Below are 22,596 nucleotides of genomic sequence, written 5' to 3' on the forward strand. Positions count from 1 at the left end.
AACGATGGTGTAAGCTCTCAAGCTCTTCGGATTCGACCCATTGCGAGCCCTATGCCGTCGCTTTTCAAACGCTCCCTGCTGCCTAAACTGCGCAGTTTTCCGCTGACCGCCGATGCCGTCACCATCCTCTCTGGCGCCGCCGAGTTCCGTCGTTGCCTGCTGGAAAAAATCGCCAGCGCCACCCAGCGCATCTATATCGTCGCGCTGTACCTGCAACAGGACGAGGCCGGCCAGGAAATTCTCGATGCCTTGCACGCGGCCAAACTGGCGCGTCCGCACCTGGACGTGGTGGTGGTCGTTGACTGGCTGCGCGCCCAGCGCGGGCTGATCGGTGCCGGCAAGCAGCCGGGCAACTCGGCCTGGTATCAGGAAATGACCCGCACCCGTGAAAGCGTCGTGCCGGTGTATGGCGTACCGGTGCAGACCCGCGAGCTATTCGGCGTGCTGCACCTGAAGGGTTTTGTCATCGATGACTGCGTGCTCTACAGCGGTGCGAGCCTGAATAACGTCTACCTGCACCAGTTCGACAAGTACCGTTACGACCGTTACCACCTGCTGCACAACCGCGCCTTGGCCGACTCGATGCATCACCTGGTGCAACACGGCCTGGTGGCCTCCAAGGCGGTGCATCGCCTGGACCTGCCAAACCTGCCGACCACCCGCAGCCTGCGCAATGACATCGGCGACCTGCGTAGCCGCCTCAAGCACGCGGCCTACGACACCACCCAGGGCTCTACGGATAAAAGTGGATTGTCGGTCAGCCCGTTACTGGGCGTCGGCAAGAACAACCCGTTGAGCCGGGTGATCATCGAGCTGATTGCCAGTGCCAAGCATCAGCTGACCATCTGCACGCCTTACTTCAACCTGCCATTGGCGGTGACCCGGGAGATCAATCGGGCGCTGGCCAGGGGGGTGAAGATCGACATCGTGGTCGGTGACAAGACCGCCAACGATTTCTACATCCCGCCGAGCGAACCGTTCAAGGTGATTTCGGCGCTGCCGTATCTGTACGAGATCAGCCTGCGCCGTTTTGCCAAGCGGCATCAGCGCAACATCGACAGCGGCCAGTTGAACCTGCACCTGTGGAAGGACGGCGACAACACTTATCACCTCAAGGGCATGTGGGTCGATCAGCGCTACACCTTGCTGACCGGCAATAACCTCAACCCGCGGGCGTTTCGTCTCGACCTGGAAAACGCCTTGCTGATCGACGATCCGCACAACGAACTGCTGGAACCGCGCCGCACTGAGCTTGCGCAGATTTTCCAGCACACCCGGCGCATCGAGCGCTACCAGGACCTGCAAACCCTGCCGGATTACCCGGCGGGGGTGGCAAAGTTTCTCAAACGGGTGAGCAGGGTGAGGGTTGAGCGGTTGCTTTACCGCATTCTGTAAGACCGAAAAAAAGCTTCGCTGGCAAGCCAGCTCCTACAGGTTCAACGTCGATCACATAATTACGTGATCGACCTAAAACCCTGTAGGAGCTGGCTTGCCAGCGAAAGCGTCCGCCCAGACGCTACAAGTCTCAGTTCAACCCCAACTTTCCCCGCAACGTCGACAAATCCTCAGCCAGCGTATTCACCGGCCCAACCAACGCCTTGCGATCATTCTCCTTCACCTTGTCGTAAGTCTCGAAACCACCATCCTGGGTTTTGTACTTCGCCAGGATCTTGTCCACCGTGGCAAAGTTCTTATCGACCTTGGCCACAAACGCCGCGTCCTGCTGCTCGATCTGCGCCCGGAACAGGTCGACGATCTTCTTCGCCCCGTCGATATTGCCCTGGAAGTCATAAAGGTCGGTGTGGCTGTAGCGGTCTTCCTCGCCGGAGATCTTGGTCGCGGCGACTTCTTCCAGCAGCGCCGCGGCGCCGCCGACGACTTTTTCCGGCGGGAAGGTCAGGCCGGCGACGCGGGTTTGCAGGTCTGTGACGTCCTTGTTCAAGCCATCGGCGAGTTCCCCCAGGCCCTGGGTGCTGTTTTGCGAGAACAGCGAGTACTCGATGCGGTGGAAGCCGGTGAAGTCTTCGGCTGTCACGCCTTTTTCGTGGTCGTCGACGCGGGAGTCGATCGAGGCATCGAGGTCACTGAACAGCTCGGCGATCGGCTCGATCGACTCGTAGTAGACGCGCGTCGGCGCATAGAGTTTTTTCGCGGTCGCCAGGTCGCCTTTTTTCACCGCGTCAGTGAACTGCCGGGTGTGGCTGGCCAGTTCATCCAGTTGCTCGGTGACGTAGATCTTGTAGTCCGAAATCGGCTGCACCAACTCCAGCGGCGCCGTTGCCGCGAATGCCGAAAGCGGGGAGTTGAGCAAGCCTAGGGTCAGCAATAACGCGAGTGGCGACTTTTTCATGGGGCGGTTCCGTCAGGGTTGTGGTGGTCAGATTGTTGTTTTGGCTTGTGTGGCTTCAAGCAGCGAGCGGCCCAGGAAATCCTGGTCACCGGTGACACCCGGCAGGGTGAAGAAGTACCCGCCGCCGACTGGCTTGAGGTATTCCTCCAGCGGTTCGCCGTTGAGTCGGGTTTGCACGGCAATGAAGCCTTTCTCCAGATCGGCCTGGTAACAGATGAAGAGCAGACCCATGTCGAGTTGGCCGTTCTTGTTTACACCGTTGGAATAGTTGAAGGGCCGGCGCAGGATCAGGTTGGCCTGGGTCGCGGCGGTGCGCGGGTTGGCCAGGCGGATATGCGCGTCGAGCCGGGTCAGCTTGCCTTGGGGGTCCTTGCCGTAGTCGGGGACTTGCGATTCATGCTGGCCGCCCATGGGCGCACCGCTGGCCTTGACCCGGCCCAGAATGCTTTCCTGTTCCTGCAGCGGCGTACGGTCCCAGCGCTCGACGAAATTGCGGATAATCCGCACCGCCTGATAGCTGCCATTGGCCGCCCAGGCCGGCTCGTCGCTGCCGGGCTGAACCCAGACGATGCGGTCCATGGCTTGGGCGTTGTTGGAATCGGGGTTGGCCGAACCGTCGCGAAAACCCAGGAAGTTGCGCGCGCTCTGTGCCGGCAAACCCGGTTTGGTCGGGGCCTGGGGCGGCACGCTGCCTTCCTGCTTCCAGCGCACCAGGAGCAAGTCCGGCAGATTCTTCACGATGTCGCGCAGGGCGTGGATGTTGGTATCGGCGGTGTTGGCGCAGAACTGGATGCTCAAGTCGCCGTGGCAGCAATCAGCTTCCAGCGCATCGTTGGGGAAGCCGACCATCCGGATCAAACGCTTGGGCTTGACGTCGCTCAGGCCGAAACGCTCGTCGAACAGCGATGCGCCCACAGACACGGTGATGGTCAGGTTATCCGGCGTGACCACCGGCCCGAGAATCCCCGAATCCACCGGGGGCAGTTTCGGATCGACCTGAGCCACCGGGCCGCCCTTCATCAAAAACGCAATGCGTTGGTTCAGGGTGCGAAACAGCCGCTCCAGGTCATCGCGATCGCTGGCCAGCACATCAAAGGCCACCAGCATGCCGGACGCCGGGCGTGGGGTGACGATGCCGCTCTGGTGTTTGCCATGGAATTCGTGGCGGTCCTGGGTGCGCTCACTACTCGGTGCTTCGGTCACTTGCGCGGGGCTGGCGGCCATGGCCGGGCAGCTCAAGGCTGAACCTGCCAGTGCGACACCGGCGGCGCCCATGCCCATCAGTACCCGGCGGCGTTGAAGGTTGAATTGCTCTGAATCGTTCATCTGAAAGTCGTCTTCTGCTTACAGGCCGGAAAGGCCAAGGGCGGGGTCTATGGCATCGAGTGCGGCGGCCAGTGCCTTGGCCTTGTCGGCGATCTGTTGGCGTTGTTCGGCGCTGACGCTGTCGTAGCTGGCATAACCGTCGCCGACCTTGAAGCCGTTGAGTTCGCCATCGAAGTCGGCCAGGGCCGTGTCGATGTTTGCCAGCAGTGGCGCGGCGGATTTGCCCAGCAATGGGCGCAGCAGCTCGACCACCTTGCGGCTGGCGTCCAGGTTGCCGGCGAAGCCGTTGAGGTCGCTGTGGCTGTAGCGCTCCTCTTCGCCCGTGCTGGCGCCTACCTGTGCGATGTTGTCGAGATTGCGCACCGCGATGCTCACCAGTTGCTCCGGCGCCAGGGACTGGGCCAGCAACTGTTGCTTGAGCGCCGTGACGTCTGTCAGCAGGCGTTGGGCAAACGGTGCCAGGCCGTCGAGGTTGCGTTGCTCGAACAACGCATATTCGAGGCGATGGAAGCCCACGAAACCCGGATCCTGTTCGCGCTTTTCGAAGTAGTCCGCACGGGCGTTGATCGTATTGTCCAATTGCCCCAGGCGTTGAGCGGCGGGCGCCAGTCTCTGATATGCAGCGCGCGCGGGCAGGTACAGCGCCTGCGCCTGTTCGAGGTCGCCGGCCCCAATGGCTTGCTCCAGGGCCGTGACCGCCTTGGTCAGCATCGAACCCTGGGTGCTCAGGTACACGCGGTACTCCGACAGCGGCCCGACAAACGCCAGTAAGGCAGGCCCGGCCTTGGCGGCGGCTTCCGACGCCGCCGTCGGGGTAACGTGCAGCGTGCCGCGCGGGTTGCTCAGCAGGCCGCAAGTGATGGTGTAATCGCCGGGCAGCAGGTTGGCGTTGATCACCTGGCTCAGTCCCGGCGCGATGTTTTCCCGTTCCTCGATCACCAGCACACCGTCGAGGATTTCCCATTCGACCGCGCGATCGGAGCGGTTGACGATGCGAAAACTGGAACGCCCGGCCGGCACCGTCAGGGCGTTCGGCTCGCAGCTGTGGCCGGCAATGGTCACCAGCACCTGGTCATGGTTGGCCTGGCGTTCGCGCTTGGCCGCGGCCAATTGCGCGGCATAGTAGAACAGGCCGCCGGCGGCGATCATCACGATCACCGAACCGGCCACCGCCCAGCGCAAGGCTCGGGGTGGGGAGACCTGGGGTGGAGTTTGATCTGGCATGGTTGCCCTTACTGACTGGAAGCGGGGGAATGGACTAACCCTGTAGGAGCGAGCTTGCTCGCGAAAAACCATTGGGCGCCGCTGGAAATCTGGTTTGGCGCGTTATCGTTCACGACCATCGCGAGCAAGCTCGCTCCTACTGGGGCGCGGTGCAGGGATGAAGAACATGACCGCCGCCACCAGCAGATAAATCAGATAGGCCCCGAGGGTGCTGACGGTCGGGGCGTCCTGGTAACCGAACATCCCGGCCAGCACCGAACCCAGTGGGCCGTCCATCGGCAGCGAGGTGCTGAAATCGAAGAGCACGGTCTGCCAGTGATTCCAGATCCCGGCCTCATGCAGCGCCTGCACCGAGTTGGCCAGGATTCCCGCCGCCACCACGAGGATGAACAGCCCGGTCCAGCGGAAAAACGCGCAGAGATTGAGGCGCATGCTGCCGCTGTAGATCAGGAAACCGACGACGATGGCCAGCACCAGGCCGAGCAGGGCGCCTATCGGTGCCGACGGGCCTTCGCTTTGCTGGAATACCGCGAGCAGGAAAAACACCGTCTCCAGGCCTTCGCGGGCCACGGCGAAAAACACCATGGCGATCAGCGCGATCACCTGGTTCCGGGAACCGGCCAGAGCGTTGTCGAGGGAAACGTGCAGCGAGTGCTTGATCGAACGCGCCACCTTGCGCATCCAGAACACCATGGAACTGAGAATGCCGACCGCTACCAGGCCGACCAGACCCTCAAACAGCTCCTGCTGCTTCTGCGGAAACTCGGCGCTGACCAACTCCAGGCCACCGCCCACCAACAGCGCGAGGGCGGCGGCGAGGAACACCCCGACCCACACCGCGGGCATCCATTGGCCGCGGCCGGTCTGCTTGAGATAACTGGCGATAATGCCAACGATCAAAGCGGCTTCAATGCCTTCGCGCAGCATGATCAGGAAAGGAACGAGCATTCAGCACCGTGGGGAATTAGATAGGGTGCTAAGTTGTAACATAATGACACTCATTCCCATATGGGAGTGATTGACAGTTACCTGAACCTAAGCTGAACAATCGTTAAGATGTTAGCCGTCTTGCTGGCGATGGGGCCGCTGGATATTGCATCCGGCTTCAGGACGCCTTCGCTGGCAAACTCGCTACGCACTTAAATCAGGACGCAAGCATGGGCCTCATGGACGATTACTCATGATCTCTATTGTCGATCGCTTTTCACCGTATACCGAAGCGCTGAACGTCTCATCTTTTCGCAATTTGCTCATCGGTCAAAGCCTCTCGATGGCCGGTGACGCTATTTGCCTGGCCGCGTTGCCGATAGCCCTTATTCGAAGTGGATTCGCAGCGGACGTGTTCGGTTTTGTCATGGCGGCAGTCGGGGTAGGTACCGTGATGGGGGCCTTGGCCGGAGGTTTGCTGGCGGATCGACAGTCGGCGAAACAGGTGCTGATTTACACCGATACGGCTCGGGGTATTGCGCAGCTCACCGCCGTGGCGCTGATCTTCTGCGGTGCGCCTTGGTGGTGCCTGATCTTTGCCTATCTGATCTTTGGCATCGGCATCGGGGTATCCCGTCCGTGTGCCCAGGTACTGCTTGTCAATTTGCTGCCCAAGCAAGCACTGGTTGCCGGCAATGGTGCGATGAACTTTGTCGATAACCTGGTTGCTGTGCTGTTTCCCGCGACGCTGGGCGTGTTCATCATTTTCTGGGACCCGGTCTGGGGCATCTTGATCGATGGTCTGACGTTCTTTTGCGCTGCCGTTTATACGGCGAAGTTGCCCGATATAGAGCGACGTGAGTGCGAGGAGGGGATCTCGATCCGAGAAGCGGTCAGCGGCATTAGCGTTATTACCGGCAATTCCATGCTCTCGCTGGGTTTTGCAGCCACGCTGGTGGTGAACGTATTGTGCTTTCCGATTTTTCTGGTCGTCGCACCCTATGCCATCAGCGATCGCTTCAGTCAGGAAATGTGGGGACTGTGTCTGGCCGCATCGGGATTCGGTGCGTGCATTGGATCTGTCATCACGGTTCTCGCTTGCGGCCATGAGCGACTGATCAGTCTTGCCGTGGCCTGCGGCTTGCTGCTGGCTGGCGCGATGGCGCTTCTCGGCATGGGAAGCTCGTTCTGGATGGCGATACTGGGGGCGACCTTCGTGGGCATCGTCGAAGCGGCCTGGTTGACGGGATGGGCCACCGCGATGCAGACACTTTCTCCCGAGAAGGACCTCGGCAAAGTGGTGGCGGTCGATACGTTCTTTACCAGTGGACTGCACCCCTTCATTTATCTAGGAAGCGGAGTCGTCGGCGGGCTGGTGGGTTACTCCCAGACCCTTTCCCTCACGGCAATCGTCAGTGCCGTAGGAACACTGTTGATTGTGCTGGCGGCTTTTACGGTCATGCCAAGGCGAGCTCAAAAACTGTAGGAGCCAGTCTGGCTCCTACGGGACATGACAGGATCAAGCGTTACGATGCCGCAAACTACGCTCCATCCGCGCAATCCCTTCCTCCAGCAATGACCGCGGGCAGCCGAAGTTCAGGCGCACGAACTGTTTGCAGTCATTGCCGAAATCCATGCCAGGGCTCAGACCGACCTTGGCCTGTTCGAGGAAGAACTGTTGCGGGTTATCCAGCCCCAGCGCTGAGCAATCGAGCCAGGCCAGGTAAGTGCTTTGCGGCACGTTCAGGGTGATGCCCGGCAAACGGCTGCGCACGGCGTCGACCAGGTAATCGCGGTTGGCTTGCAGGTAGTCTTTCAATGCGGCGAGCCACGGCGCGGCTTCGCTGTAGGCGACGCGGGTGGCTTCCATGCCCAGCGGGTTGACGCTATCGACCATGCCGCAGCGGGCATGATTGACCTTCTCGCGCAGGTGGCGGTCCTGGATGATCATGAACGAGGTCTTCATGCCGGCGATGTTGTAGGCCTTGCTGGCCGACATCAACGTGATGGTGCGCTGGGCGATTTGCGGGCTCAGGGACGCCATCGGCAGGTGCTGGCGGCCGTCGAAGCACAGTTCGGCGTGGATCTCGTCGGAAATGATCCAGGCCTCGTTGGCCAGGCAGATGTCCGCAATGGCCAGCAGTTCTTCGCGGCCGAACGTTTTGCCCAACGGGTTGTGCGGGTTGCTCAGCAGCAGCGCGCCGCCGCCTTGCAGGGACTCGTTCAAGGTCGACAGTGGCGTGGCGTAGGTGCCGTCCGGCTGCGGGTCGAAGGTCAGTTCGACCTTGATCAGGCCCCAATGGCCTGGCGCGTGACGCAGGGGCGGGTAGTTCGGCACTTGCACGACCACGTTCTGTGCCGGCTGTACCAGCGCCTTGAGCGCCATGTTGAAGCCCGACTCGACGCCCGGCAGGAAGATCAGCTCCTGCGGCTCGACATGCCAGGCGTACTTGTTCCACAAATGGGCCACGATGGCTTCGCGCAAATCGTCCTTGGCCATGCTGTAGCCCAGCAGCGGGTGTTCCAGGCGCTTTTGCAGGGCCTGGACGATCACCGGCGGCGCGGCGAAATCCATGTCGGCGACCCACATCGGCAGCACGTCGGCCGGGTAGCGGCTCCATTTGGTGCTGCCAGTGTCGTGGCGATCGAACACCTGATCAAAATCGAAAGTCATGCGCAGTCTCGTAAAGGCCGGTTAATCATGGTGGCCATGATAAGCGCCAATCCCTGTGGGAGCGAGCGGGACCTGTAGGAGCTGCCGCAGGCTGCGATCTTTTGATCTTGCTTTAAAAAAATCAAAAGATCGCAGCCTCGTTGCACTCGGCAGCTCCTACAGGGGGCGCGTCGCCCGACGGTCGGTTCTCATGGTGAATTCGACAGCCTTGTCTAAAATTCAAGAGGCGGTAGCCAGACTGCCGCCACCGTGATTGTCCAGAAAAACCCGCCAAAGCAGCGGATTTCCACCTGATCAGGAGTGCACGATGGACCTCAGCCGTCGTCAGTTCTTCAAGGTCGCCGGTATCGGCCTTGCAGGCTCGAGCCTGGGCGCGTTGGGCATGGCCCCGACTGCCGCCTTCGCCGAGCAGGTGCGCCACTTCAAGCTCGCCCACACCCATGAAACCCGTAACACCTGCCCGTATTGCTCGGTCGGTTGCGGGTTGATCATGTACAGCCAGGGCGATACTGCCAAGAACGTCGCGCAAAACATCATCCATATCGAAGGCGACGCCGACCACCCGGTCAACCGCGGCACCCTGTGCCCCAAAGGCGCAGGTTTGCTCGACTTCATTCACAGCCCCGGCCGCCTGCAATACCCGCAGGTGCGCAAGCCCGGCAGCAGTGAGTGGACGCGCATTTCCTGGGATGAAGCGCTCGATCGCGTCGCCGACCTGATGAAGGCCGACCGCGACGCCAACTTCATCGAGAAGAACGACCAGGGCCAGACGGTCAACCGCTGGCTCACCACGGGTTTTCTCGCGGCATCGGCGGCGTCCAACGAAGCGGGCTACATCACCCACAAGGTGGTGCGCAGCCTCGGCATGCTGGGGTTCGATAACCAGGCGCGTGTCTGACACGGCCCGACGGTGGCAAGTCTTGCCCCGACGTACGGCCGTGGAGCCATGACCAACCACTGGACCGATATCGCCAACGCGAACCTGGTCCTGGTGATGGGCGGCAACGCAGCAGAAGCGCACCCATGTGGCTTCAAATGGGTGACCGAAGCCAAGGCGCACAACAAGGCGCGGCTGATCGTGGTCGATCCGCGTTTTACCCGGACCGCCTCGGTGGCCGATTATTACGCGCCGATCCGCACCGGTACCGACATCGCCTTCATGGGCGGGTTGATCAATTACCTGTTGACCGAGGACAAGATCCAGCACGAATACGTGCGCAACTACACCGACGTATCGTTCATCGTCAAAGCCGGCTATGGCTTCGAGGACGGGATTTTCAGTGGCTATGACGCGGCCAAGCGTACGTACACGGACAAGTCCGGCTGGGGCTATGAACTCGGTGAAGACGGTTTTGCCAAAGTCGACCCGACCTTGCAGGACCCGCGCTGCGTCTATCAACTGATGAAGCAGCATTACAGCCGCTACAACATCGAACTGGCGAGCCAGATTTGCGGCATGCCGGTCGACGCCATGCAGAAAATCTGGGAGGAGATCGCCACTTGCTCGACGCCGGGCAAGACCATGACCATCCTCTATGCGCTGGGTTGGACCCAGCACTCGATCGGCGCGCAGATCATCCGCAGCGCGGCGATGGTGCAACTGTTGCTGGGCAATGTCGGCATGCCGGGCGGGGGCGTGAATGCCTTGCGCGGGCATTCCAATATCCAGGGCCTGACCGACCTGGGCCTGCTGTCCAACGCGCTGCCGGGTTATCTCACGCTGGCCGGCGATGCCGAGCAGGACTACAACGCCTACATCCTCAAGCGCACGCAGAAACCGCTGCGGCCCGGGCAACTGTCCTACTGGCAGAACTACAGCAAATTCCACGTGAGCCTGATGAAAGCCTGGTACGGCGCCAATGCCACACTGGAAAACAACTGGGCGTACGACTATCTGCCGAAACTGGACATTCCCAACTACGACATCCTCAAGGTGTTCGACCTGATGGGCCAGGGCAAGGTCAACGGCTACATGTGCCAGGGCTTCAACCCGATTGCGGCGTTGCCGGACAAGAACCGCGTGATGGCCGCGCTGGCCAAGCTCAAGTGGCTGGTGGTGATGGATCCGCTGGCCACCGAAACCTCGGAGTTCTGGCAAAAGGTCGGGCCGTACAACGACGTCAACAGCGCCGACATCCAGACCGAAGTGATTCGCCTGCCCACCACCTGTTTTGCCGAGGAAGACGGCTCGCTGGTCAACAGCAGTCGCTGGCTGCAATGGCACTGGAAGGGCGCCGACGGCCCTGGGGAGGCGTACACCGACATCCGCATCATGAGCGAGCTGTTCCTGCGCCTGCGCCAGCGCTATCAGGCCGATGGCGGGGCCTTTCCCGACCCGCTGCTGAAACTGTCGTGGCCGTACAAGGTTCCGGACGAACCGTCACCGGAAGAACTGGCCAAGGAGGTCAACGGCTACGCTGTCACCGACTTTACCGACGCCACCGGGGCGCTGATCAAGGGCAATACGCAACTGGCCGGGTTCGGCCAGCTCAAGGACGACGGCGGCACGGCGTCCGGTTGCTGGATTTTCTGCGGCAGCTGGACCGAAACCGGCAACCAGATGGCCCGACGCGACAACAACGACCCCTATGGCATGCACCAGCACCAGGGTTGGGCCTGGGCCTGGCCGGCGAACCGGCGGATTCTCTACAACCGCGCTTCGGCCGACCCGCAAGGCAAGCCCTGGGATGAGAAAAAACGCCTGGTGTGGTGGAACGGCAAGGCCTGGGCCGGTACGGATGTACCGGACTTCAAGGCTGACGTGGCGCCGGAAGCGGGGATGAATCCGTTCATCATGAACCCCGAAGGCGTGGCGCGGTTCTTCGCCGTCGACAAGATGAACGAAGGCCCATTCCCCGAGCACTACGAGCCGTTCGAGACGCCGATCGGCATCAACCCGCTGCACCCGCAGAACAAGAAAGCCACCAGCAACCCGGCGGCGCGGATCTTCGATTCGGTCTGGGATTCCCTGGGCGTGGCCAAGGACTACCCGTACGCCGCCACCAGCTACCGGCTGACCGAGCATTTCCACTTCTGGAGCAAGCACTGCAAGCTCAACGCGATCACCCAGCCCGAGCAGTTCGTCGAGATCGGCGAAGTGCTGGCCAGGGAAAAAGGCATCGTCGCCGGCGACCGGGTGCGGGTCAGCAGCAAGCGTGGCTTCATCGAAGCGGTGGCGGTGGTGACCAAGCGGATTCGTCCGCTGCAGGTCAACAACCAGGTGGTGCACCAGATCGGTATCCCGTTGCACTGGGGCTTCACCGGGCTCACGCGCCACGGCTACCTGACCAACACCCTGGTGCCGTTCCTCGGCGATGGCAACACCCAGACCCCGGAATCCAAGTCATTCCTGGTCAACGTGGAGAAAGTCTAAATGGCCAGCCAAGACATCATTGCCCGCTCGGCCACCACCACCGTGCCCCCATCGGTACGCGACCAGGAGGAAGTCGCCAAGCTGATCGACACCACCAAGTGCATTGGCTGCAAGGCCTGCCAGGTCGCCTGCTCGGAATGGAACGAGCTGCGCGACGAGGTCGGCCACAACCTCGGCACCTACGACAACCCCCAGGACCTGACTGCAGAAACCTGGACCCTGATGCGTTTCACCGAGCACGAAACCGACGCCGGCAACCTCGAATGGCTGATCCGCAAGGACGGCTGCATGCACTGCGCCGAACCCGGTTGCCTGGCCGCGTGCCCCAGTCCCGGGGCGATCATCAAGCACGCCAACGGCATCGTCGATTTCAACCAGGATCACTGCATCGGCTGCGGCTACTGCATCACCGGTTGCCCGTTCAACATTCCGCGCATCTCGCAAAAGGACCACAAGGCCTACAAATGCACCCTGTGCTCGGATCGGGTGGCGGTGGGGCTGGAACCGGCCTGCGTGAAAACCTGTCCGACCGGCGCCATCGTGTTCGGCTCCAAGCAGGACATGAAGGAACACGCCGCCGAACGCATCGTCGACCTCAAAAGCCGCGGCTTCGACAACGCCGGGCTGTACGACCCTGCCGGTGTCGGCGGCACTCACGTGATGTATGTGTTGCACCACGCCGACACGCCGAAGCTGTACGCCGGCCTGCCGAGCGATCCGGTGATCAGCCCGTTGGTCGATCTGTGGAAAGGTGTGAGCAAACCCCTGGGCCTGTTGGCCATGGGACTGGCGGTACTGGCCGGATTTTTCCACTACGTGCGCGTCGGCCCGCAGGTGGTCGAGGAGGATGAGCTGCCGCCGCCCATCGATCCTGCCGTACATGAAGTCGATCCGACGGTGCACACCTATGATCCGAAGCGGGAGGACAGGCCATGATCCGCAAACAGATCCTGCGCTATACCGCCAACCAGCGCACCAACCACTGGCTGGTGGCGATCCTGTTTTTCATGGCGGGGCTGTCCGGGCTGGCGCTGTTTCATCCGGCGCTGTTCTGGCTGAGCCACCTGTTCGGTGGCGGGCCCTGGACGCGCATCCTGCACCCGTTCATGGGCGTGGTGATGTTCGTTTTGTTCCTCGGGTTGGTGGTGCAGTTCTGGCGCGCCAACTACTTCATCAACAACGATCGCCTGTGGCTGCGGCGCATCGACCGGGTGATGAAAAACGAAGAGGAGGGCGTGCCTCCCATCGGCAAGTACAACCCCGGGCAGAAGCTGCTGTTCTGGACTTTACTGCTGTGCATGTTGGGACTGCTGTTCACGGGGCTGGTGATCTGGCGCGCGTATTTCAGCGAGTACTTCGGCATCACCACGATTCGCTGGGCGATGCTGCTGCACGCGCTGGCGGGTTTCGTGCTGATCCTCTGCATCATCGTGCACATCTACGCCGGCATCTGGGTCAAGGGCTCGGTCAACGCCATGCTGCATGGCTGGGTCAGCCGCGCCTGGGCCAGGAAACATCACGAACTCTGGTACCGCGAAGTGACCCGTGACGACGAGCGTCCGCGTCCCGACCCACCGCTGGGCAAAAAAGGATAACGATTTGGCCACCATCCTGGAGCCGGGACAGATCGAAGCGGCGGCGACATCGCCGCCGTTTCTGCACCTTCCACCGCAAAACCTGTTTGCCTTGCGCGCGCTGCGCCTGGAGCGCCTTGCCGAAGGGCATCCGCTGGCCGATTACCTGCGCCTGGTTGCGGGGTTGTGCAACGTACAGCAGCAGCTGATGGACGATCCACCCGCGGCGGCAGTGCCGGACCCGCAACGCATCCGCCTGTGCCTGGAGCATGGCCTGCCGCCGTTTGCCGCCGACAGCCTGGTGCGCGAGGACGCGTGGCTGGCGTATCTGCAGGGGCTGTTGCAGCACTATCAGCCACCGCCACAGCCGGCGGTGGAAAACGCCGTGGCGACCTTGCGTGAGGCCAGCGTCGGGCAACTCAAGGCGTGGGCCATTGCCCTGGTCAGCGGGCAGTTCGCCTTGCTGCCGGCGGCGCTGGTGCCATTTCTGGGGGCGGCCTTGCAAGTTGCCTGGAGCCATTGGTTGCTGAGCACAAAGGACCTCACGTTGAAACCCGGCAACAGCCTCAACCAATGCCCGGCTTGCGGTTCACCGGCCATGGCCGGGGTGATCCGCCATCGCGGCAAATACAACGGCTTGCGCTACCTGGTGTGCTCGCTGTGTGCCTGCGAATGGCATGTGGTGCGGGTCAAGTGCGTGTATTGCGAGCAGAGCAAAGGCTTGCAATACGTGAGCCTCGACAGCGACCGCCACGCCGCGGACAAGGCGCCGCTGCGCGCGGAAACCTGCCCTGGTTGCCACAGTTATCTCAAGCAGCTTTATCTCGAATGCGACGCCGAAGCCGAAGCCTTGTCCGCCGACCTGAGCAGCCTGATCCTCGACATGCGCCTGGAGCAGGAGGGTTTTCAGCGTCCTGCGCCCAATCTGTTGCTGGCCCCCGGGGGGGACTGAAGCGAGCGTCTACACTCAGGCGGTCAACCTTTGCCGGAGCGCCAGATGTCCGCCCGATCTGCCAGCCAAGCCTTGCGATTGCCTTCGATCGACAGCCTGCTTCGCCATCCGGCCTGCCAGCCGCTGGCCGAACGTTATGGGCGCGACGCCTTGCTCGCCAGCCTGCGCCAGTTGCTCGATGACTTGCGCGAACCGGTCCTGGCAGGACTTCTCAACGAGGTCGAACTTACCCCGAACGTGCTGGCGGGCAGGGCGGGCGAGCGTCTGGCCAGCCAGCACCGCAGCCACGTGCGCCGGGTGTTCAACCTCACCGGCACGGTCCTGCACACCAACCTGGGCCGCGCCTTGTTGCCGGAGGAAGCCATCGACGCCGTGCAAATGGCCGCGCGCTATCCGTTGAACCTGGAATTCGACCTGGACAGCGGCAAGCGCGGAGACCGCGACGACCTGATCGAGGGCCTTATCCGCGAGCTGACCGGCGCCGAGGCGGTGACCGTGGTCAACAACAATGCCGCCGCGGTGCTGCTGACCCTCAACAGCCTGGGCGCCCGCAAGGAAGGCATCATCTCCCGGGGCGAACTGATCGAAATCGGTGGCGCCTTTCGCATTCCCGACATCATGGCGCGGGCCGGAGTGAAACTGGTCGAGGTCGGCACCACCAATCGCACCCATGCCCGCGACTACCAAGCCGTCATCGGCCCGCGCAGCGGCTTGATCATGCGGGTGCATGCGAGCAACTACAGCATCGAGGGTTTCACCACCCGGGTGCCGACCGCCGAGCTGGCGCAACTGGCGCACCAACATGGCTTGCCGCTGCTCGAAGACCTCGGCAGCGGCAGCCTGCTGGACCTGACCCGTTGGGGCTTGCCGGTCGAACCGACGGTGCGCCAGGCCCTGCTCGATGGCGCGGACATCGTCACCTTCAGCGGCGACAAGTTGCTCGGTGGCCCGCAAGCCGGGTTGATTGTCGGGCGCAAGGCGTTGATCACGCGGATCAAGAAAAACCCGCTCAAACGTGCGCTGCGGGTCGACAAGCTGACTCTGGCAGCGCTCGAAGCGGTGTTGGGGCTGTACCGCAACCCGGATCGACTGGCTGAGCGCCTGCCGAGCCTGCGCCTGCTGACGCGTCCGCAGGCCGACATCCTCGCCCAGGCTGAACGTCTGCAACCGTCATTGGCACGGGTGTTGGGCGCTCATTGGAGTGTCAGCGCAGTGCCGGCGCTGGGCATGATCGGCAGCGGCAGCCAACCGGTGGCGCGCTTGCCCAGTGCCGCGCTGTGCCTGCGACCGCTTACCTCCAAACGTCTGCGCGGGCGAAGCCTGCTTGGGCTCGAAGAAGCGCTGCGCGCCTTGCCGATCCCGGTGCTCGGGCGCATCGACGACGACGCCTTGTGGCTGGACCTGCGGCAACTGGACGACGAACCGGCCTGGCTGGCGCAACTCGATCAATTGCAGGTGACCTGAGATGATCGTCGGCACTGCCGGGCACATCGACCATGGCAAGACCGCATTGCTCGAGGCACTGACCGGGCAGGCCGGTGATCGACGCCGCGAAGAGCGCGAACGCGGCATGACCATCGACCTCGGCTACCTTTACGCCGCCCTCGAGCCGGGCACGGCCCTCACCGGTTTTATCGACGTACCCGGGCATGAACGCTTCACCCACAACATGCTCGCCGGCGCACAGGGCATCGACCTGGTGTTGCTGGTGGTGGCCGCCGACGACGGCGTGATGCCGCAGACCCGGGAACACCTGGCCATCGTCGAACTGTTGGGCATTCCCCGCGCACTCGTGGCGATCAGCAAATGCGACCGGGTCGAAGCAGATCGGGTGCAAGAGGTGCGCGAGCAAATCCAATCCTTGTTGGCGCCCGGGCCCTATGCCAATGCCCCGTTGATCACGCTGTCGAGCGTGACCGGGCAGGGCATCGACACCCTGCGCCAGGCGTTGCTCGATGCCCAGCGTGAAGTGCGGCAACGCAGCCTCGCTGGTGGCTTTCGCCTGGCGATCGATCGGGCATTCAGCGTCGCAGGCGCCGGGATCGTGGTCACCGGCACGGCGCTGTCCGGCGAGGTGGCGGTGGGCGATACGCTATTGCTCGGTCCCCTCGGCAAACCCGTGCGGGTGCGTGGCCTGCATGCGCAGAATCAAGCCGCCGAACGTGCGACCGCAGGACAGCGCGTTGCCTTGAACCTGAGCGCGGATCGCCTGGCGCTGGAGCAGATTCATCGCGGCCAGTGGCTGTCGACGCAGTGGCTGTACGCACCGACCCAGCGCCTGGATATCGACCTGCGGTTGTTGCCCGGGGAGCCTCGCGCCTTCGAGCATTTTCAACCGGTGCATGCGCATATCGGCACTCAAGACGTGACCGGGCGCGTGGCCCTGCTGGAGGGCTCCAGCCTGGCGCCGGGTGAGCGGATGTTCGCGCAGATCCTGCTCAATGCGCCGGTGCAGGCCGTGAAGGGCGATCCGCTGATCCTGCGTGACCAGAGCGCGCAACGGACCCTGGGCGGCGGTCGCGTGCTCGATCCGTTCGCACCGAGCCGACAACGGCGCAGTCCCGAGCGACTGGCGCAGCTACAGGCGTTGCGGGCGAGCACTGGCCTGGAAGCCGTCATGCCGACACTGCTGGCCAACAGTGACAGCGGGCTTGACCTGCAACGCCTGGAACGCCAGTTCAACCATCCGCGGGCAAACTGGGTGCTGCCGGATGACGTGCGCCTGATCGACACCCGCCAGGGTCCGCTGTTGTTCAGCGCCGGCCGCTGGCAGGCCTTGAAAGCGGATGTGTTGGAGCATCTGGCGCGCTTTCACCAATTGGAGCCGGACCAGATGGGGCCGGACCGCGATCGCCTGCGTCGATTCAGCGGCACGGCACTCGATCGCCCGTCCTTCATCAGTTTGCTCGACGAATTGCTGGCCGATGGGGTCATCACCACCAGCGGGCCATGGCTGCATCTGCCCAGTCATCAAGTGCGTTTGAGTGAAGAGGACGAAGCCCTTTGGCAACAGTTGCAGCCGCGGTTCGACGCCGCCGGGTTTAATCCGCCGTGGGTGCGCGAACTGGGTCATGATGAGGCCACCGTGCGCTTGCTGTTGCGCAAGATGGCCCGGCTGGGGCTGCTGCATCAAGTGGTCCGCGACCTGTTTTACACCGATGCGGTGATCCGGCGATTGGCGGCTATGCTGATGCAACTGGCCGAGGCTGACCCGGTGATCCAGGTGTCGGCGTTTCGCGATGCGGTGGGACTGGGGCGCAAGCGCAGCATCCAGATTCTCGAATATTTCGATCGGCTCGGGCTGACCCGGCGGTTTGGCGACAAACGCCATATCCGCCTGGACAATGCCCTGGCCCGGCCCACGGATCACTGATTTTTCAGGAAGGTAATCGCGCCCGGTGGCGCGGCCGGGCTTCAAACCCGGTTGGGGACGGCATCCGTTCCCGGGCAGGTTCGACTCCGGCTACCTTCCGCCAGTTTCCCTGGCTCGCGCAAAACTTTGGGGGTGAGCATCCTGCGCTAGCCAAGTTGGCTTATTTTAGCGGAGTAAACTGTCGAGGTAGAGCGTATGTGCAAGCTCCAGCCGGCATATCGGCATATCCTCGAAACGATTTCCAGGCCGAATCCATATCCTGCAACTGATTCAACTTCAGTGAGTGTATTTGAAATAACCAGGCTGTTCTGGTTGGCGGCAATCAGCAGGCGCTGTCCGCCGTGTTGGATGGCGTTGTTGATGAGGTTGTGAATCAAGCTTTTCAGCAGTATTGGGTCGGCGCTGATCATCAGGTCCTGTTTTACCTGAAGCTGGACACTCATCGAGTCGATTTTCGGTTGGTGTCGCAGCAGTGCGTCGTTCAGCAGTTGTTGTAGATTAATGTTGGCGCATTTTTGACCGATCTTCTCGCGGCTTAGACAAAGGAACAGTTCAATCAAATCTTCCATGTCTCTTGATGCCTGCTGCAGGCGTTGAAGATTGCGCGCCTTTTTCGTCTCGTCGCAGCCGGGCAATTTAATGACAGCCAGGGAGTTTCTGATAATGCTCAGCGGAGTTCTTAACTCATGGCTCACATGTCGGGTGAAGGCTTGCTCTCTATCCAGCGTATTTTCCAGGCGTTCAAGTGCTCCACTGATCACTCGGCTTAGAACACCTACTTCATCCTTGCGATGATTGCTTTCGAGCTGTTTGGTCTTGAGGGGGTGTCGGGACAGATCCTTGGCTAACTGCACAACCGGCGCGGATATGATTCGCGCCATGACAATCGCAACTACTGCGCCCGCTATTATAATGAGTCCGGCCAGTGCCCAGAGCAGACTGATTGTTGTTGGCGCAAAGCTGTCCAGGGAACTCATCTTGGACTCGTCAAGTATCATGTAGATCTTGTTGGCTGTGCCCGGCATTTTTTTGATGAGAACGTGCGTATCGCCGATTTCGTGCAGTCCCTCACTTAGTGGTTTGGCAAAGTCTGGCAATTCCAGGCTATCACCCCAGAACGTCTGCAGATAACTAGTATTGGGTAACGGTGTAGCACTTGCGTCTTGCACGTACTCGCGCTCGAACGCCTCAAATTCACGCTTCAGGTAATGTTTGACGATGTAGTCCTCTGTCATCGAGATCGAGGCCCAGATCAACACGCTGTAAATGATCGCAACGAGGGTAGAAAAGGGGATCAGTATGGAGAGGATCCGGACAAAAAAGGAATTAGTGGGGGATCGCAAGCCGGTATCCTTTTCCGTGGAGGGTGACCAGTGAGTGATCCAGGTTCAGCTTGGCGAGTAGCCGTCTGAGGCGGTAGATTGGGTGCGCAGTGGATCGCTGTCGGGGGGATCAGAATCGGGCCAGATAGCGAGTTCAAGCTGCCTTCTGCTGAGGGGGCTTGGGGCTGCCTCGACAAGCATCTTCAATATTCGAAACTGTATATCGGGAAGTTGGGTCCGCAGCTCTCCACGACTGACCATGAACGTTGCTTCAGTCAACTCAAGGTCCCCGCACATTATCGGAGTCGAAAGCGGCCGGGGTCGTTGCCGGCGTAATAATGCGTTGATCCTGAGCCTGAGTTCTTCAGGTTCAAATGGCTTCACCAGATAGTCGTCAGCACCCGCCTCGAACCCGTCCCGCTTGTCAGCCAAGGTGTCGCGGGCCGTCAGGAATATGATGGGCACGGTATTGCCTTGTTCCCGGATCCGCCTGCAGGTGTCGAACCCGTTCAGTCGCGGCATCGTGACATCCAGAATGATGGCGGCGTAATTATTGGACTTCAACAATTCCAGGCAGGATCGCCCATCGTAGGCATGATCTATATCGATTTCGAACTCCGAAAGATAGTCGCATAGTGTGCCGGCCAACGCGACGTCGTCTTCAACCAATAATATTTCATGCATGGACAATGCTCGCGTTAATGCTTGTCAGGCATTGTACTGAGTAAAGTGTGAACCGATTGTGAATGTGATAATCCGTTCACACGGGGCCGTGTAATGTTAGCTGCATGAATACATTACTGTTTCCCCGTTACCTGATATCCGGTTTGACTGCGACAACAGTGCATTTTGCGCTTTTGCTCCTTCTAGCGCCAGTTTTCGGCGTGTTGCTCAGTAGCACCATCGGCGCGATAGCGGGCGCTGTCGTCAACTACTGGATCCTCAAGGCCTGGGTCTTTCGCAACAGAACAGCACGGCCCGTCAACTACGCGGCTTTGTGTGTATTGAGTGTTGCCTTCAATGCACTGTTCATGGCCGTGATTTTGAGGCTGGGGGCAGGTGCTTTGCCCGGCCAGTTACTGTCTTCTTTGCTGGTAATGATCGTAAATTTTACAATTTCTAACAATTGGGTATTCAAATATGCAGCAACCAGACTCAAGTAGTCCGCCTTGTTATGACTTGATGGTGATTATTCCTTGTTTTGAAGAGGAAGATGTATTGCCGATATTTCATCAGCGAATCACTCATGTAGTGCGTGAATTAAACATGCGAATCGGACTGCTTTATGTAAATGATGGCAGCGCGGATAACACCTCTGATCTGCTTGATGAGTTTGCGCGCGAGCCGGATGTGCGTTGTTTACACCTGAGTCGAAACTTTGGCAAGGAGGCCGCCATGTGGGCGGGAATGGAACACGCAAACGCTCGTGCCATTATCTTCATCGATGCGGATCTCCAGGATCCTCCAGAGTTGATCCCTTCAATGATCGTGCATTGGGTGGCGGGTTACGACGTTGTCAATATGCAGCGCAGAAAGCGTGACAGTGATTCCTGGCTGAAACGAACAACCGCTACTGCCTACTATCGGATCATGCGTGTATTGGTGAAGGATTTCTCTTTCCCCTCGCAAGTCAGCGATTTCCGCCTGTTAGGCAGCGCGCCGTTGGCAGCGCTCATCGAACTGAAGGAAAGGTCTCGGGTTCTGAAAGGGCTGGCCGGGTGGATTGGTTTCAAGAGTATTTGTTTGCAATATGATCGCGAGGGTCGGGAGGCGGGAAAGACCAAGTGGAATATGCCAAACCTCCTGGGTCTGGCCATCGACTCTTCACTTTCATTTTCACACAGCCCGCTGCGCTGGTTCAGCTATTGCGCCGCCCTGGTCATGACGATGTCCGTTATCGCTTTTGTCGGTGCCTTGATAACGGGCAATGTGGGTTATGAGAACTTCATCCTTGTTGTACTGGCATTGATGACTTGCGGTATCGCCTTGGTCGGGGAGTATGTCGGGATTCTGAAAGTGGAGGCAAAGGGCAGGCCGCATTATTTTCTGAGAAAGTCGACTTCCCGGATTGCGGATAGTGCCCTGCGGGAGCGGTCGGCATGACTCAGGTTGATCAGAACCGCTTGTTATGGTTGATCCTGATTGCCATCTGTCTGGCCAGGTTGGCGGGATTGGCGTTTTACCCGTTGATGGATACGTCGGAGGCGCGTTATGCGGAGGTCGCTCGCAAGATGGTGACCCTCGATGACTGGATCACCCCGATGTTTGATCATGGCGTTCCGTTCTGGGGTAAGCCACCCCTGTCGTTCTGGACCCAGGCGCTGAGCATGAAAATTCTGGGCGTGGGTGAGTTTGCCAGCCGTTTTCCTGCCTGGCTCATTCACGTCGCAACCTGTGCGGTGATCCTGAAGTTCTGTCGCGAAGAGCGCGACCTGAGGACAGGTTTGATCGCTTCGATCATCTACTCCAGCTGCGCGCTCGGCTTTATAGCGAGTGGGGTTGTCCTGACTGACCCTGCGCTGAGTTTCGCCATGGTGATTTCTGCGTATGGCTTGTGGAGAGGGGTTACTTATCATGACCTGACCTGGGCCAGAATCGGGTTTATAGGCCTGGGTTTGGGCATGTTGGCCAAAGGCCCCTTATCCATTGTTCTGGTGGGTTTGCTGGCAATGGTGTGGGCTGCCTCGACGCGGAACTGGAAACGTTTTCTTCATCTACCCTGGTTGTCTGGCTTGATTCTGCTGGCCGCGGTGTCTGTGCCTTGGTATTACCTGGCTGAAAACAAGACCCCGGGATTCTTGAATTACTTCTTTGTTGGGGAACACTGGAGTCGATACGTCATTTCGAAATGGCAGGGTGACCTTTATGGCAGTGCCCATGCAGAAACATTAGGGACGATCTGGATATATCTGATCGGTAGTCTGTTTCCATGGACACTCTGCCTGTGGATGCTGCACAAGGCGCGCAATCGCTATGGCTGGAACCCTGATTTCTACACCTTCCTTTGGGGATGGGCGCTGGCAACCCCGCTGTTTTTTACCTTGGCGGGCAATATCCTCTGGACCTATGTGTTGCCTGCCTTACCTGCCTGGGCAATCTTGTTGGCCGAGAGCATTTCAATGTACAAGCGCCAGACCATCATCTACCTGTTGTCAGCTTGCCTGCCAATAACGGGTGGGGCCCTGGTGCTGCAAGGATCGCTGAGTGAAAGGCCGCAGAACCAGCGGGAGATCGTCAGCCTGTGGAACGAGCACAGTGCGGATGCGCCCGGAGAGTTGTTCTACCTGGACAGAGGATCCTACTCGGCAGAATTCTACAGTGCCGGTGCTGCCAGGCGCGTTGAAAGTATCGATGCGTTGCCTGGCGATGGCAGGTTTTACCTCTCCTTGCGCTTGCGCAACCTGTCCGAGGGATTGTTGCAAGAGCTCGGTTGTGAGGAATTGGGGCAGGCGAATGAGAGCCTGCTGCTCAGGTGTGGTCGTCTGTAGGAGCAGCCGGTCG

General features: G+C 60.5%; 18 protein-coding genes and 1 tRNA gene. 12 read left to right on the forward strand and 7 right to left on the reverse strand.

Going from position 1 to position 22,596, the window contains the following annotated elements:
• The first annotated feature begins 51 nt into the window (after window positions 1–51).
• Window positions 52–1,395 carry a CDP-diacylglycerol--serine O-phosphatidyltransferase gene (pssA, locus tag SOP95_RS11350; protein ID WP_323607154.1) on the forward strand — a complete coding sequence of 448 codons (1,344 nt, stop codon included), beginning with the start codon at window positions 52–54 and terminating at the stop codon, window positions 1,393–1,395.
• A gap of 130 nt (window positions 1,396–1,525) precedes the next feature.
• Here the strand turns inward: pssA and efeO (SOP95_RS11355) are convergent, their stop codons facing one another.
• The 4 genes from efeO (SOP95_RS11355) to efeU all read right to left on the reverse strand — a co-directional run bounded on the left by efeO (SOP95_RS11355) (window position 1,526) and on the right by efeU (window position 5,848).
• Window positions 1,526–2,350: an iron uptake system protein EfeO gene (gene efeO / locus SOP95_RS11355; protein WP_323607155.1), complete on the reverse strand. Its 825-nt coding sequence runs from the start codon at window positions 2,348–2,350 to the stop codon at window positions 1,526–1,528.
• Between the two features lie 27 nt (window positions 2,351–2,377).
• Window positions 2,378–3,676 carry an iron uptake transporter deferrochelatase/peroxidase subunit gene (gene efeB, locus SOP95_RS11360; protein ID WP_323607156.1) on the reverse strand — a complete coding sequence of 433 codons (1,299 nt, stop codon included), beginning with the start codon at window positions 3,674–3,676 and terminating at the stop codon, window positions 2,378–2,380.
• An 18-nt stretch (window positions 3,677–3,694) separates the two neighbouring features.
• Window positions 3,695–4,900 (reverse strand): iron uptake system protein EfeO, encoded by a 1,206-nt coding sequence (gene efeO, locus SOP95_RS11365; RefSeq protein WP_323607157.1) that lies wholly within the window; start codon window positions 4,898–4,900, stop codon window positions 3,695–3,697.
• A 102-nt stretch (window positions 4,901–5,002) separates the two neighbouring features.
• Window positions 5,003–5,848 (reverse strand): iron uptake transporter permease EfeU, encoded by an 846-nt coding sequence (efeU, locus tag SOP95_RS11370; RefSeq protein ID WP_323607158.1) that lies wholly within the window; start codon window positions 5,846–5,848, stop codon window positions 5,003–5,005.
• 232 nt (window positions 5,849–6,080) lie between these two features.
• Between efeU and SOP95_RS11375 the strand changes: the two genes are divergently transcribed.
• Window positions 6,081–7,313 (forward strand): MFS transporter, encoded by a 1,233-nt coding sequence (locus SOP95_RS11375; protein ID WP_323607159.1) that lies wholly within the window; start codon window positions 6,081–6,083, stop codon window positions 7,311–7,313.
• A gap of 33 nt (window positions 7,314–7,346) precedes the next feature.
• Here the strand turns inward: SOP95_RS11375 and SOP95_RS11380 are convergent, their stop codons facing one another.
• A complete protein-coding gene (locus SOP95_RS11380; protein WP_323607160.1) occupies window positions 7,347–8,501 on the reverse strand; it encodes a MalY/PatB family protein in 1,155 nt (384 codons plus the stop codon).
• A 307-nt stretch (window positions 8,502–8,808) separates the two neighbouring features.
• Between SOP95_RS11380 and fdnG the strand changes: the two genes are divergently transcribed.
• The 7 genes from fdnG (at window position 8,809) to SOP95_RS11415 (ending at window position 17,876) form a co-directional block, all read left to right on the forward strand.
• Window positions 8,809–11,874: a formate dehydrogenase-N subunit alpha gene (gene fdnG, locus SOP95_RS11385; RefSeq protein ID WP_323607161.1), complete on the forward strand. Its 3,066-nt coding sequence runs from the start codon at window positions 8,809–8,811 to the stop codon at window positions 11,872–11,874.
• Entirely contained in the window at window positions 11,875–12,810 is a 936-nt protein-coding gene (gene fdxH, locus SOP95_RS11390; RefSeq protein ID WP_274077295.1) for a formate dehydrogenase subunit beta, read from the forward strand. It begins immediately after the preceding gene.
• A complete protein-coding gene (locus SOP95_RS11395) occupies window positions 12,807–13,469 on the forward strand; it encodes a formate dehydrogenase subunit gamma (RefSeq protein ID WP_323607162.1) in 663 nt (220 codons plus the stop codon). Before fdxH ends, SOP95_RS11395 begins: the two co-directional genes overlap by 4 nt.
• 4 nt (window positions 13,470–13,473) lie before the next feature.
• On the forward strand, window positions 13,474–14,400 hold the full coding sequence (gene fdhE, locus SOP95_RS11400; protein WP_323607163.1) for a formate dehydrogenase accessory protein FdhE: 927 nt from the start codon (window positions 13,474–13,476) through the stop codon (window positions 14,398–14,400).
• 45 nt (window positions 14,401–14,445) lie between these two features.
• Complete coding sequence (selA, locus tag SOP95_RS11405; RefSeq protein WP_323607164.1) at window positions 14,446–15,864, forward strand: L-seryl-tRNA(Sec) selenium transferase; 1,419 nt, start codon at window positions 14,446–14,448, stop codon at window positions 15,862–15,864.
• Between the two features lies 1 nt (window position 15,865).
• Window positions 15,866–17,773, forward strand: coding sequence for a selenocysteine-specific translation elongation factor (gene selB, locus SOP95_RS11410; RefSeq protein ID WP_323607165.1), 1,908 nt, complete (start codon window positions 15,866–15,868; stop codon window positions 17,771–17,773).
• A gap of 7 nt (window positions 17,774–17,780) precedes the next feature.
• Window positions 17,781–17,876: transfer RNA gene (locus SOP95_RS11415), tRNA-Sec, on the forward strand.
• A 43-nt stretch (window positions 17,877–17,919) separates the two neighbouring features.
• Here the strand turns inward: SOP95_RS11415 and SOP95_RS11420 are convergent.
• A complete protein-coding gene (locus SOP95_RS11420; RefSeq protein ID WP_274077290.1) occupies window positions 17,920–19,116 on the reverse strand; it encodes a sensor histidine kinase in 1,197 nt (398 codons plus the stop codon).
• 45 nt (window positions 19,117–19,161) lie between these two features.
• The gene (locus SOP95_RS11425; protein ID WP_323607166.1) at window positions 19,162–19,779 is read right to left on the reverse strand and encodes a response regulator transcription factor; all 618 of its coding nucleotides are present in this window, start codon (window positions 19,777–19,779) and stop codon (window positions 19,162–19,164) included.
• A 104-nt stretch (window positions 19,780–19,883) separates the two neighbouring features.
• Here SOP95_RS11425 and SOP95_RS11430 point away from each other — a divergent pair, with 104 nt between their 5' ends.
• From SOP95_RS11430 to SOP95_RS11440, 3 genes are read left to right on the forward strand one after another with little or no spacing between them, the layout of a single operon-like run.
• Window positions 19,884–20,258, forward strand: a complete 375-nt coding sequence (locus tag SOP95_RS11430; protein ID WP_323607167.1) for a GtrA family protein — start codon at window positions 19,884–19,886, stop codon at window positions 20,256–20,258.
• Window positions 20,236–21,198 (forward strand): glycosyltransferase family 2 protein, encoded by a 963-nt coding sequence (locus SOP95_RS11435; RefSeq protein ID WP_323607168.1) that lies wholly within the window; start codon window positions 20,236–20,238, stop codon window positions 21,196–21,198. Before SOP95_RS11430 ends, SOP95_RS11435 begins: the two co-directional genes overlap by 23 nt.
• Window positions 21,195–22,583, forward strand: a complete 1,389-nt coding sequence (locus tag SOP95_RS11440; protein ID WP_323607169.1) for an ArnT family glycosyltransferase — start codon at window positions 21,195–21,197, stop codon at window positions 22,581–22,583. The genes SOP95_RS11435 and SOP95_RS11440 overlap by 4 nt, the downstream gene beginning before the upstream one ends.
• The last annotated feature ends 13 nt before the right edge of the window (window positions 22,584–22,596 follow it).

The sequence above is a fragment of the Pseudomonas sp. YuFO8 genome (genome assembly GCF_035065025.1).
GTDB classification, from domain to species: Bacteria; Pseudomonadota; Gammaproteobacteria; order Pseudomonadales; family Pseudomonadaceae; genus Aquipseudomonas; species Aquipseudomonas putida_AE.

What these genes read in the sequence shown, in the direction of transcription:
- SOP95_RS11425 (WP_323607166.1), bottom strand. Translation starts at nt 19,779, where the DNA reads ATGCATGAAATATTATTGGTTGAAGACGACGTCGCGTTGGCCGGCACA.
- SOP95_RS11435 (WP_323607168.1), top strand. Translation starts at nt 20,236, where the DNA reads ATGCAGCAACCAGACTCAAGTAGTCCGCCTTGTTATGACTTGATGGTG.
- efeO (WP_323607157.1), bottom strand. Translation starts at nt 4,900, where the DNA reads ATGCCAGATCAAACTCCACCCCAGGTCTCCCCACCCCGAGCCTTGCGC.
- SOP95_RS11440 (WP_323607169.1), top strand. Translation starts at nt 21,195, where the DNA reads ATGACTCAGGTTGATCAGAACCGCTTGTTATGGTTGATCCTGATTGCC.
- selA (WP_323607164.1), top strand. Translation starts at nt 14,446, where the DNA reads ATGTCCGCCCGATCTGCCAGCCAAGCCTTGCGATTGCCTTCGATCGAC.
- selB (WP_323607165.1), top strand. Translation starts at nt 15,866, where the DNA reads ATGATCGTCGGCACTGCCGGGCACATCGACCATGGCAAGACCGCATTG.
- fdxH (WP_274077295.1), top strand. Translation starts at nt 11,875, where the DNA reads ATGGCCAGCCAAGACATCATTGCCCGCTCGGCCACCACCACCGTGCCC.
- efeB (WP_323607156.1), bottom strand. Translation starts at nt 3,676, where the DNA reads ATGAACGATTCAGAGCAATTCAACCTTCAACGCCGCCGGGTACTGATG.
- efeU (WP_323607158.1), bottom strand. Translation starts at nt 5,848, where the DNA reads ATGCTCGTTCCTTTCCTGATCATGCTGCGCGAAGGCATTGAAGCCGCT.
- SOP95_RS11375 (WP_323607159.1), top strand. Translation starts at nt 6,081, where the DNA reads ATGATCTCTATTGTCGATCGCTTTTCACCGTATACCGAAGCGCTGAAC.
- SOP95_RS11380 (WP_323607160.1), bottom strand. Translation starts at nt 8,501, where the DNA reads ATGACTTTCGATTTTGATCAGGTGTTCGATCGCCACGACACTGGCAGC.
- pssA (WP_323607154.1), top strand. Translation starts at nt 52, where the DNA reads ATGCCGTCGCTTTTCAAACGCTCCCTGCTGCCTAAACTGCGCAGTTTT.
- SOP95_RS11395 (WP_323607162.1), top strand. Translation starts at nt 12,807, where the DNA reads ATGATCCGCAAACAGATCCTGCGCTATACCGCCAACCAGCGCACCAAC.
- SOP95_RS11430 (WP_323607167.1), top strand. Translation starts at nt 19,884, where the DNA reads ATGAATACATTACTGTTTCCCCGTTACCTGATATCCGGTTTGACTGCG.
- efeO (WP_323607155.1), bottom strand. Translation starts at nt 2,350, where the DNA reads ATGAAAAAGTCGCCACTCGCGTTATTGCTGACCCTAGGCTTGCTCAAC.